This is a genomic window from Streptomyces sp. NPDC007157, from assembly GCF_040634235.1.
Lineage (GTDB): Bacteria > Actinomycetota > Actinomycetes > Streptomycetales > Streptomycetaceae > Streptomyces.
In genome coordinates, this window is record NZ_JBEYFE010000062.1 from 1 (window position 1) to 10,951 (window position 10,951).

General features: G+C 71.7%; 9 protein-coding genes. 5 read left to right on the plus strand and 4 right to left on the minus strand.

The window, feature by feature from the left end; genetic code table 11:
• Positions 1 to 145: 145 nt before the first annotated feature.
• Positions 146 to 763, minus strand: coding sequence for a TetR/AcrR family transcriptional regulator (locus ABZ642_RS46235; protein WP_360497720.1), 618 nt, complete (start codon positions 761 to 763; stop codon positions 146 to 148).
• Between the two features lie 175 nt (positions 764 to 938).
• Between ABZ642_RS46235 and ABZ642_RS46240 the strand changes: the two genes are divergently transcribed.
• The 5 genes from ABZ642_RS46240 (at position 939) to ABZ642_RS46260 (ending at position 6,715) form a co-directional block, all read left to right on the plus strand.
• Positions 939 to 2,636, plus strand: coding sequence for an MFS transporter (locus tag ABZ642_RS46240; protein WP_360497723.1), 1,698 nt, complete (start codon positions 939 to 941; stop codon positions 2,634 to 2,636).
• A 94-nt stretch (positions 2,637 to 2,730) separates the two neighbouring features.
• The gene (locus ABZ642_RS46245; RefSeq protein ID WP_360497726.1) at positions 2,731 to 3,504 is read left to right on the plus strand and encodes a DUF2127 domain-containing protein; all 774 of its coding nucleotides are present in this window, start codon (positions 2,731 to 2,733) and stop codon (positions 3,502 to 3,504) included.
• Positions 3,505 to 3,533: 29 nt separating this feature from the next.
• Positions 3,534 to 3,962 carry a MerR family transcriptional regulator gene (locus tag ABZ642_RS46250; RefSeq protein WP_360497729.1) on the plus strand — a complete coding sequence of 143 codons (429 nt, stop codon included), beginning with the start codon at positions 3,534 to 3,536 and terminating at the stop codon, positions 3,960 to 3,962.
• A gap of 14 nt (positions 3,963 to 3,976) precedes the next feature.
• Positions 3,977 to 4,294 (plus strand): thioredoxin, encoded by a 318-nt coding sequence (trxA, locus tag ABZ642_RS46255; RefSeq protein ID WP_351710643.1) that lies wholly within the window; start codon positions 3,977 to 3,979, stop codon positions 4,292 to 4,294.
• 180 nt (positions 4,295 to 4,474) lie between these two features.
• Positions 4,475 to 6,715, plus strand: a complete 2,241-nt coding sequence (locus ABZ642_RS46260; protein ID WP_360497740.1) for a UvrD-helicase domain-containing protein — start codon at positions 4,475 to 4,477, stop codon at positions 6,713 to 6,715.
• On the opposite strand, the gene glgB is transcribed toward ABZ642_RS46260, so the two are convergent.
• From glgB to ABZ642_RS46275, 3 genes are all read right to left on the minus strand, one after another.
• Positions 6,690 to 8,876 (minus strand): 1,4-alpha-glucan branching enzyme, encoded by a 2,187-nt coding sequence (glgB, locus tag ABZ642_RS46265; protein WP_360497731.1) that lies wholly within the window; start codon positions 8,874 to 8,876, stop codon positions 6,690 to 6,692. The two genes, ABZ642_RS46260 and glgB, sit on opposite strands and share 26 nt — an antisense overlap.
• 18 nt (positions 8,877 to 8,894) lie before the next feature.
• Positions 8,895 to 10,274 (minus strand): maltokinase, encoded by a 1,380-nt coding sequence (locus ABZ642_RS46270; RefSeq protein WP_360497734.1) that lies wholly within the window; start codon positions 10,272 to 10,274, stop codon positions 8,895 to 8,897.
• 104 nt (positions 10,275 to 10,378) lie between these two features.
• The coding region (locus ABZ642_RS46275) for an alpha-glucosidase C-terminal domain-containing protein (protein ID WP_360497737.1) at positions 10,379 to 10,951 on the minus strand (573 nt) is incomplete at its 5' end.

A 10,951-nucleotide genomic window follows, 5' to 3' on the forward strand; every position in this document is an offset into this window, starting at 1 on the left:
AAAACCTCACCGGCCCGCGCCCCTCGGGGGCCCACATAACCCGTCGGCCCCCCGCCCCCGCCTGAACCGGGGCCGGGCGTCCGGCCAAAGCCTCCGGGCGGCTGGCAACTCCCCCCCCGCTCAGCCGTCCGGAGCCGTACCCGGGCTAGTCGCGCAACTCGGCCACCAGTTCCGTGGCCCTGGAGGCGGGCACGCCCGCCGCTGTCAGTGCGCTGACCGCGGCGGAGCGGCCCGCCTCCTTCGCGTCGAGGAGGCCGTCGTTGACCGCCTCCATCACCGCGAACAGCAGCTGCTCGTGGACGTACGCCAGGGCCGGCGCCGGCAGCGGTGAGCTGAAGTCGCCCTCGTCGAGGCCGCGTTGCAGCAGCTCCACCTTCTTCTCGCGCAGGGGGGTGAGACGGTCGCGGATGCCCCGCATGGTGACCGTGCGCTGGGCGAGGCCGACCAGCAGCCGGTAGCGGTCGGCGATCTCCCAGATCGCGAGCACCGAGCGGGCCACCGCTTCCGCCGGGTTCGCCGTCTCCCGGCGGGCCCCCGCGTCGGCGGCGGCCAGCGCCTCCACCGCGCCGTCGACCAGCGTGCCGATCAGCGCCTCCCGGCTCGGGAAATGGCCGTACACGGTCCGTCGTACGACCCCTGCCGCGCGGGCGATCTGGTCCATCGAGGCGTCGGGGTCGCGCAGCAGCTCGGCGAGGGCGACGTCGAGGATGCGGCGCCGGTTCACGTCGGCGCGGGAGGGGTTACCCGTGGTCATGACTGCCATTGTGCCTGCCCCGCGGCGGGGCTCGCCGTCTCTCCGCAAGTGCTTCACCTCCTCCATTTGCACAGTGCTGTGCAGGTCCCTTATATTGCACATGGTTGTGCAATTGCACTCCACTGTGCAAGCTCGGCCGTGCGCATCGGACGGCACCACACGCGTGAGGAAGGCGATCCCTGTCATGCGACTCGTCATGAAGGAACCGGTCGAGACGACGGCGCGGCCGTATCCGCGCCGCTGGTGGGCGCTGCTGGTGCTCTGCCTGAGCCTGCTGATCATCGTGATGGCCAACACCGCCCTCACGGTGGCCGCGCCCGACATGACCACCGACCTCGGGCTCAGCGGTGCCGACCTGCAGTGGGTCATCGACGGCTACACCGTGCCGTACGCCGCCCTGATGCTGCTGCTCGGCGCGATCGGCGACAAGTACAGCCGTCGCGGCGCGCTGATCCTGGGCCTGGTCGTGTTCGGGGGCGGGGCCGTCTTCGGGTACCTCGCCGACAGCGCCGCGACCGTGATCGCGGCCCGTGCCGTGATGGGCACCGGCGCCGCGCTGATCATGCCGGCCACCCTCTCGCTGCTCGCCGCCACCTTCCCGCGCCACGAGCGGGCCAAGGCCATCACCCTGTGGACGGCCACCGCCGGGCTCGCCATCGCCGCCGGACCGGTGGTCGCCGGCGCCCTGCTGCGCGACCACGGCTGGTCCTCGACCTTCCTCATCAACGTGCCGATCGCGGCCGTCGCGATCGTCGGCGCCCTCGTCCTCGTACCGCCGAGCAAGTCCCCCGGTCTTCGACCGGGGGTGCCCCCACACCACGACCGCATCGACTACGTCGGCGGGCTGCTCTCGGTGCTCTGGATCGGCTCGCTGGTCTACATGATCATCGAGGGGCCGCACTTCGGCTGGGGCGTCAAGGCGGTCACCGCGGCCGTGGTCGCGGGCGCCGGCCTCGTCGCCTTCGTCCTGTGGGAGCTGCGTCACCCGCACCCGGTCCTGGACGTCCGCCGCTTCGCCCACCGCCGCTTCGCCGGCTCCAACCTCGCCGTCGCCCTGTTCTTCCTGGCCGTCTTCGGCGCCTTCTACTACCTCACGCAGCACCTTCAGTTCGTCCTCGGCTACGACGCCCTCGGCACCGGCGTCCGCATGCTCCCGCTGGCCGGTGCGGTCTTCGCCGGCTCGGCCCTGACCGGCTGGCTCACCCCGCGCGTCGGCATGAAGTGGACGGTCACGGCGGGGATGGTCGGCGGCACCACCGCACTCGCCCTGCTCACCCGGGTGGACGCCGCCTCGGGGTACGGGGACTTCGTGGCGCCCCTGATCGTCCTCGGGCTGGCCATCGGCCTCGCGCTCTCACCCTGCACGGACGCGATCATGGGGGCCTTCCCGGAGTCCGAACTGGGCGTCGGCGGCGCCGTCAACGACACCTCGCTGGAGCTCGGCGGCTCCCTCGGCATCGCCATCCTCGGCTCGCTGCTGGCCACCTCGTACGGCAGCCACCTCACCGACGCCACCAGCGGCAGCGGGCTGCCCGCGAGCGCCCTCGCCACCGCCCAGGACTCGGTCGGCGCCGGTTACGCGGTCGCCCAGGGCATCGGCGAGCAGGCCAGGCAGACGGCGGCCAAGGCCGCGCAGGCCACCGACCCGCAGCAGGCCGCCCAGTTGAAGGCACAGGCGCAGCAACTGACCGAAGGCGCACGGCAGATGGCGGACGCCGTCGGCTCCTCCTTCGCCGACGCGGTGGCCCACACCAGCCTGGTCGGCGCGGTGCTCCTGGGCATCGGAACCGTGCTGGTGGCGGTACTCCTGCCGGGGCGCAAGACGGCGGAATCGGAGGCTCCGGCCGAGCAGCGGGAGCTGGCGGACAACGGGGCGCGCTGACCCCTGACCGGCACTTGTCAGCCGTATCCACTAACGTGCCGCTCCGGGCCAACCGGAACGGCACGTTGGCATTCCTGGCATGGAGGCACGGGGGATGAAGATCGACTGGGACCGTCGGCACTGCGCGCGCAAGGGGCATGTGACCTATGCCCCCGACGACCCGCGGCTGCGGATGCGGCTGCACGCCCAGACCGCGGTCGGGGAGGCCTGGCGCTGTCTGCGCTGCGGTGACTTCGCGCTCGGCGAGCCGCACGGCTCGGGTCCGGCGGCGGACGCCCCGCTGGTGCCGCGCGGGAAGGTGCTGCGGGACCTGTTCATCCTGCGCTTCCTGGCGATCGAGCGGGCCGTGCGCGGGGTGTTCATCGTGCTGGTCGCGGTCGCGGTGTGGAAGTTCAGCAACAGCCAGGACGCGGTGCGCCGCCTCTTCAACGAGTACCTGGACACCTTCCGGCCGGTCTTCAAGCACTTCCACTACGACCTCGACCACTCGCCGGTCGTCGGCTCCATACAGAAGGCCTTCGGCTACAAGCACTCCACGCTGCTGCTGGTGGCCGTGCTGCTGCTGGCGTACGCGCTGATCGAACTCGTCGAGGCGGTCGGGCTCTGGTACGCCAAGCGCTGGGCGGAGTACCTGACGGTGGTCGCCACGGCCGCCTTCCTGCCGCTGGAGATCTACGAACTCACCGAGAAGGTCAGCTATCTGAAGATCGCCACCCTGGTGCTGAACATTCTCGCGGTGCTCTACATCGCCCTCGCCAAGCGGCTGTTCGGGCTGCGCGGCGGGCGCCGGGCCTTCGACGAGGAGCGGCACAGCGCCTCCCTGCTGGAGGTCGAGGAGTCCGCGGGGGTGCAGCCGAGCTTGCCTTGACGTCGGCGTCAAGGCATACCGTCGTGGACATGCGAATCGGCGAGCTGGCCGCACGGGCCGGTACCACCACGCGCACCCTGCGGTACTACGAGGCGCGCGGGCTGCTGCCCGCGCGGCGTGCCGACAACGGCCACCGGACCTACGACGAGAGCGATCTGAAGCTGCTCACGCAGATCCGGACGCTCCAGGACTTCGGGTTCGAGCTGGAGGAGACCCGGCCGTTCGTGGAGTGCCTGCGGGCCGGGCACCCGGAGGGCGACACCTGTCCGGCGTCGCTCGCGGTCTACCGGCGCAAGCTGGCGGAGCTGGACTCGCTCATCGGCGAGTTGCAGGCCGTGCGGACCGAGGTCGGGGCCCAGCTGGAGCGGGCCGAGCGGGCCAGGGACGAGCTGGCCGCCGGGGCGCGGGTTCCGGGTGGTCCGGAACCGGTGTGCGAGCTGGGAGGGGATGTCGGATGACCAAGGCGGCGGGTGTGGCCGAGGTGACGGACGCGGACTTCGCGGCGGAGGTGATCGGGGCGGACGGGCCGGTGCTGGTGGAGTTCACCGCCGACTGGTGCCCGCCGTGCCGGCAGATGGCGCCGGTCCTCACGGCCCTCGCGGCGGAGGAGGGCGAGCGGCTGAAGGTGGTCCAGCTGGACGTGGACCACAATCCGGAGACGACGAACGCCTACAAAGTGCTGTCGATGCCGACGTTCATGGTGTTCCGGGACGGCGAGCCGGTGAAGTCGATGGTGGGCGCCCGGCCCAAGCGGCGGCTCCTGGAGGAGCTGTCCGACGTGCTGCTCTGAACCGACCGGTTATACGAAGAATCCCCCGAGCAATTGCGCTCGGGGGATTTCTTTGCGTATATTCAAGAGTTCGTGACTTCAGGTCGATGGTGAAATCGATCCGATCACGAACAAGTTCAGTGGGCACAGTATATCCGGGCGGGAGCGGAATTGTCAAACACCGAATTTCCGGACGATGAATTGCGGCACGAGCAGGAATTCATCGACGGACTGTACGCACGGGTGGACGCGCTGCGCGGCGACACCGAGGACTTGGTCGCGGACGCCCTCTCCCTCGGCGACAAGCCGATGCAGGCCCGACTGGAGCGGGACATCCTGGTCGCCGAGCGGTCCGGGCTGCTCGCCGCGCTGAACGCCGTGGACGGCTCGCTCTGCTTCGGCCGGATCGACCTGACCTCCGGCACCAAGCACCACATCGGCCGGATCGGACTGCGCCGCGACGACGCCGAGCGCACCCCGGTCCTCATCGACTGGCGCGCCGCGGTCGCCCGCCCCTTCTACCTGGCCACCGGTCACACCCCGATGGGCCTGCGCCGCCGCCGGCACATCGCCACCGACGGCCGCAAGGTCGCCTCCCTGCACGACGAGATCCTCGACCTCGGCGACGAGGAGCGCACCGGCCACGAGGACCCGTCCGGCGACGCGGTGCTGCTCGCCGCCCTCAACTCGGCCCGCACCGGCCGGATGAGCGACATCGTGCAGACCATCCAGGCCGAGCAGGACGAGATCATCCGGGCACCGCACCGCGGGATCCTGGTCGTCGAGGGCGGACCGGGCACCGGCAAGACCGCGGTCGCCCTGCACCGGGCCGCCTATCTCCTCTACGAACACCGCGAACTGCTCGCCAAGCGGGCCGTGCTCATCGTCGGCCCCAACCCCGCCTTCCTCGGCTACATCGGCGAGGTGCTGCCCTCGCTCGGCGAGACCGGCGTGCTGCTGGCGACCGTCGGCGAGCTGTACCCCGGGGTGAAGGCCACGGCGGCCGACACCCCCGAGGCGGCCGCGGTGAAGGGCCGCGCGGACATGGCCGACGTGCTCGCCGCCGTCGTACGCGACCGGCAGGCGCTGCCCGACCCGGTCATCACCGTCGAGCACGACCGCGAGGTGCTGATGCTCGACGACGGCCTGGTGAACATGGCCCGCGAGCGCACCCGCGCCGCCGATCTCCCGCACAACGTGGCCCGTGAGTACTTCGAGGGCCACATCCTCAACACCCTCACCGAGCTGTACGCCGAGCGGGTCGGCACCGACCCCTTCGACGGCAGCAGCCTGCTGGACGCCGCCGACATCACCCAGATCCGCGACGAACTCGCCGAGAACCCCGAGGTCTGGTCCGCCGTCGACCGGCTGTGGCCGCGGCTGACCCCGCAGCGCCTGGTCGCCGACTTCCTCGCCGGGCCCGAGGGCTATGTCGGCGCCGAGGACGCGGCCGCGATCCGCCGCCCGGTCACCCGGTCCTGGACGGTCTCCGACGTCCCCCTGCTCGACGAGGCGGCCGAACTGCTGGGTGTCGACGAGCGGGTCGCGCGGGCCCGCGCCGAACGCGAGCGCGAGACCCAGATCGCCTACGCACAGGGCGTCCTCGACGTCTCCTACGCCTCCCGGACCTACGAGTTCGACGACAAGGAGGACAGCGATCCCGAGGCCTCGGAGGTCCTGTCCGCGCACGACATCATCGACGCCGAACGCTTCGCCGAACGCCACGAGGAGGAGGACTTCCGCAGCGCGGCCGAACGCGCTGCGGCCGACCGCACCTGGGCCTTCGGGCACATCATCGTCGACGAGGCGCAGGAGCTGTCGCCGATGGCCTGGCGGCTGCTGATGCGGCGCAGCCCGACCCGCTCCATGACCCTGGTCGGCGACCCCGCCCAGACCGCGGAGGCGGCGGGCGTGGGCTCCTGGTCCAAGATCCTCGAACCGTATGTCGAGGACCGCTGGGACCACACCCGTCTCGGCGTCAACTACCGCACCCCGTCCGAGATCATGGACCTCGCCGCGGCCGTGGTCCGCGCCGAGAACCCGGACTTCGAGCCCCCGAGCTCGGTCCGCTCCACGGGCGTGAGCCCGTGGATCCGGCAGGCCCACGACGACCTCCCCGGCGCCGTGGAGAAGGCGGTGGCCGAACTCACCCCCGCCGAAGGCCGCCTGGCGGTGATCGCCCCACGCGACCTGCACCGCGCCCTGGCCACCCGCCTGGTCGGCGTGACGTCCGGCACCGAGCCCGACCTGACCCGGGCGGTCGTACTCCTGGACCCGCGCCAGGCCAAGGGCCTGGAGTTCGACTCGGTCCTGGTGGTCGAACCGGGCCGCTACGGCACCAGCGACCTGTACGTGGCGCTGACCCGGGCGACCCAGCGACTGGGCGTACTGCACACCGGCCCGCTGCCGGACGGGCTCAGGCAGGCCGCAGCCACACCGTAGCCAGCGGGGGCAGGGTCAGGCGGATGCTCGTGGGGCGGCCGTGGGACGGGTGGTGCTCCGGCTTCACCGGGTCGGGGTTGGTGATGCCGCTGCCGCCGTACCCGGCCGCGTCCGTGTTGACCATCTCGTGCCAGGCGGGGATCTCGTCCGGGACGCCCAGGCGGTAGTCGGCGCGGACCACCGGGGCGAGGTGGGAGACCGCGAGCAGCGGGGTGCCCTCGGCGTCGTACCTCAGGAACGCGAAGACGTTGTCCTCGGCCGCGTCGCCCGCGATCCACTGGAAGCCGGCGACCGAGGTGTCCCGCTGCCAGAGGGCCGGGGTGGCGCGGTAGCCGGTGTTGAGGTCGCGGACCAGGTCGCGGACGCCCCGGTGGTCGGCCTCGGCGCCGTAGGCCGGGTCCAGCAGCCACCAGTCCGGGCCGTGCGCCTCGGACCACTCCGCGCCCTGGGCGAACTCCTGGCCCATGAAGAGGAGCTGCTTTCCGGGGTGGGCCCACATGAAGGCCAGGTAGGCGCGGAGGTTGGCGCGCTGCTGCCACCAGTCGCCGGGCATCTTGGAGACCAGCGAGCGTTTGCCGTGCACGACCTCGTCGTGGGAGATGGGCAGCACGTAGTTCTCGCTGTACGCGTACACCATCGAGAAGGTCATCTCGTGGTGGTGGTACTTGCGGTGGACCGGCTCGTGGGACATGTACTCCAGCGAGTCGTGCATCCAGCCCATGTTCCACTTCAGTCCGAACCCGAGACCCCCGCTGTCGGTGGGGCGGGTCACGCCCTCCCAGGCCGTCGACTCCTCGGCGATCGTCACCACGCCCGGCACCCGCCGGTAGACCGTCGCGTTCATCTCCTGGAGGAACGCCACCGCGTCCAGGTTCTCCCGGCCGCCGTGCTCGTTCGGCGTCCACTGGCCCGGCTCGCGCGAGTAGTCCAGGTAGAGCATCGAGGCGACCGCGTCCACCCGCAGCCCGTCTATGTGGAACTCCTCGCACCAGTACACCGCGTTGGCGACCAGGAAGTTGCGCACCTCCCGGCGCCCGAAGTCGAACTCCAGGGTGCCCCAGTCCGGGTGGGCAGCCCGCAGCGGGTCCGAGTGCTCGTACAGCGGCCGTCCGTCGAACTCCGCCAGCGCCCAGGCGTCCCGCGGGAAGTGCGCCGGCACCCAGTCCATCAGCACCCCGATGCCGGCCCGGTGCAGGGCGTCCACCAGGTACTTGAAGTCGTCGGGGGTGCCGAGGCGGGCCGTGGGGGCGTAGAAGCCGGTGACCTGGTAGCCCCAGGAGCCGCCGAAGGGGTGCTCGGCGACCGGCATCAGCTCGACGTGCGTGAAGCCCAGGTCGCTGACGTAGCGCGGCAGTTGCTCCGCCAGTTCGCGGTAGGTCAGGCCGGGGCGCCAGGACGGCAGGTGCACCTCGTAGACCGAGAAGGGGGCCTCGTGCACGGGGGTGTCGGCCCGGTGCGTCATCCACTCGTCGTCGGTCCACTCGTGCCGGGACGCGTGGACGATGGACGACGTGCTGGGCGGCACCTCGGTACGCCGGGCCAGCGGGTCGGCGCGCAGGGTGTGCGAGCCGTCCGGGCGGGTGATGTCGAACTTGTACAGCTCGCCCGCGCCGATGCCCGGCACGAACAGCTCCCAGATCCCGGAGGAGCCGAGCGAGCGCATCGGGTACCCGGTGCCGTCCCAGAAGTTGAAACCGCCGGCCAGCCGGACGCCCTGCGCGTTCGGCGCCCACACCGAGAACCGGGTGCCGGAGACGCCCTGTTGGGTCATCGGGTGCGCGCCGAGCACCTCCCACAGCCGCTCGTGCCGGCCCTCGCCGAGCAGATGCAGGTCCAGCTCGCCCAGGGTGGGCAGGAAGCGGTACGCGTCCTCGGACTCCTGGACCGTCCCCTCGTACTCCACCAGCAGCCGGTAGACCGGCACGTCGGAGAGGGGGAGCAGGACGGAGAAGAAGCCGTCGCCGTCGTCGTGCAGGCCGGTCCGCAGATCCCGGCCGGCGACCACCGTCACCGCGCGGGCGTACGGGCGGAACACCCGCACGGCGACCCCGCCGCCCGGCACCGGATGGGCGCCCAGGACGGAGTGCGGGTCGTGGTGCGTGCCGAGCAGCAGCCGATCGCGGTCGTCGGCGGCTACGGATACGGACTTCTTGGAGGTCACGGACGGGTCTCCCGGGGATCAGGTCGAGTCGGAGGTGGCGAGGCGGTGGACGGCCGACAGGGGCACGGGAAGCCAGTCCGGGCGGTGCCGGGCCTCGTAGACGACCTCGTAGACGGCCTTGTCGGTCTCGTAGGCCCGCAGCAGCACCGGGTCGGTGCGGGGGTCGACGCCGGTGATCTCGGCGTATCCGGAGCAGTAGGCCGCCCGGCACAGCCGCGCCCAGGCGCGGGCCGGCGGGGTCACCGAGTGGGCCGCGTAGTCGAAGGAGCGCAGCATGCCGGCGATGTCCCGCACCGGCGGCTGCGGCATCCGGCGCTCGGCCAGCGGGCGGGCCGGCTCGCCCTCGAAGTCGATCAGGGACCACTCCCCGGACGGCGAGCGCAGGCACTGCCCCAGGTGCAGGTCGCCGTGGATCCGCTGGGCGGTCCAGGTGCGGCCCTCGGCGGCCAGGCCGGCCAGCGCCTCGTAGGCCGAGCGCAGCCCGTCCTCGTACGGTCGCAGCACCGGCACCGCCTGGACGGCCGCCGCCAGCCGCTCGGTCATGCCGGCGACCATCGACTCCAGCTGGCTGTGCCCGAGGGTGACGGTCGGCAGCGCCCGGGCCAGCGCGGTGTGCACCTCGGCGGTGGCCCGCCCGAGCGCCCGCGCGTCCGCCGCGAAGTCCTCGCCCTTGGCCAGCTCGCGCAGGGCCAGCTCCCAGCCGTCGGTCGCGCCGCGTACGAAGGGCTGGAGGACGGCCAGGACGTACGACGCGCCTGGCTCGTCGGACAGCTCCGCCCGCAGCCAGGCCGTCGGGGCGGGCACCCGGGCGCAGCCCTCGCGGGCCAGCGCCAGGGGTATCTCCAGATCGGGGTTGACGCCGGGTACGACGCGCCGCAGGAGCTTCAGGATGAACGTATCTCCGTAGACGACCGAGGAGTTGGACTGCTCGGCGGTCAGGAGCCGGGCCACCAGCCCGTCGCGTATCTCAGTGCCGGGATCGCGTTCGAAGAACAGTCCGCCGATGCGGGCCCGGGTGCGCAGGGCCTCCAGGAGCAGCTCGGCGGGCCGGGGATCGTACAGGGCGTCGTAGACCGTGCGTCCGGCCAGCGGGCCGTCGGTGAGGTGGCCGATCAGCGCGGGCGCCAGCCGCGGCGGCAGCGCCTCGCGCGTGCCTATGAGCAGCTGGTAGCAGTCGCCGGCCTCGGCGGGGGCGGGCGGCTGTTCGGCGCGGACCAGCAGATGGTGCAGGCCCAGCCTGCTGTCCGACGGCAGGAGTTCGGTCTCGGCCACCGTGGCGAAGCCGGTGACCGGACTGCCCTTGCCCGCGAACCAGCGCTGCCGGGGCAGCCATTCGCGCAGGAGGGGATCGAGCGAGGCGAGGAGAGGGGGCGTGGAGGGGGTGACCGTTTCCGCCATGGCGGGTACGTCCTTTCCCCGGTCGTCGGGGGCGTTAGTGATGCGTGCCCCGGGCGGGCCGGAGGAAACCGCCGCCGCCCGGGGTGGACTATGCCGGGTTCCGGTTACCCGTCGGCGCGCAGCCGGAACCAGTAGAAGCCGTGCCCCGCCAGGGTCAGCAGGTACGGCAGTTCGCCGACGGCCGGGAACCGCACCCCGCCGAACAGCTCCACCGGATGCCGGCCGTTGAAGCGCCGCAGGTCCAGCTCGGTGGGTTGGGCGAACCGGGAGAAGTTGTGGACGCAGAGGACCAGATCGTCCTCGTACTCCCGCAGGAACGCGATCACCGCCGGGTTCGACGACTGGAGCTCGGTATAGGACCCCAGTCCGAAGGCAGGATTCTGCTTACGGATCTCGATCATCCGGCGCGTCCAGTGCAGCAGCGAGGACGGCGAGGACATCGAGGCCTCGACGTTGGTGACCTGGTAGCCGTAGACCGGGTCCATGATGGTCGGCAGGTAGAGCCGTCCCGGGTCGCAGGAGGAGAAGCCGGCGTTGCGGTCGGGGGTCCACTGCATGGGAGTGCGGACGGCGTCCCGGTCGCCGAGCCAGATGTTGTCGCCCATGCCGATCTCGTCGCCGTAGTAGAGGATCGGTGAGCCGGGCAGGGAGAGCAGCAGGGCGGTGAAGAGCTCGAT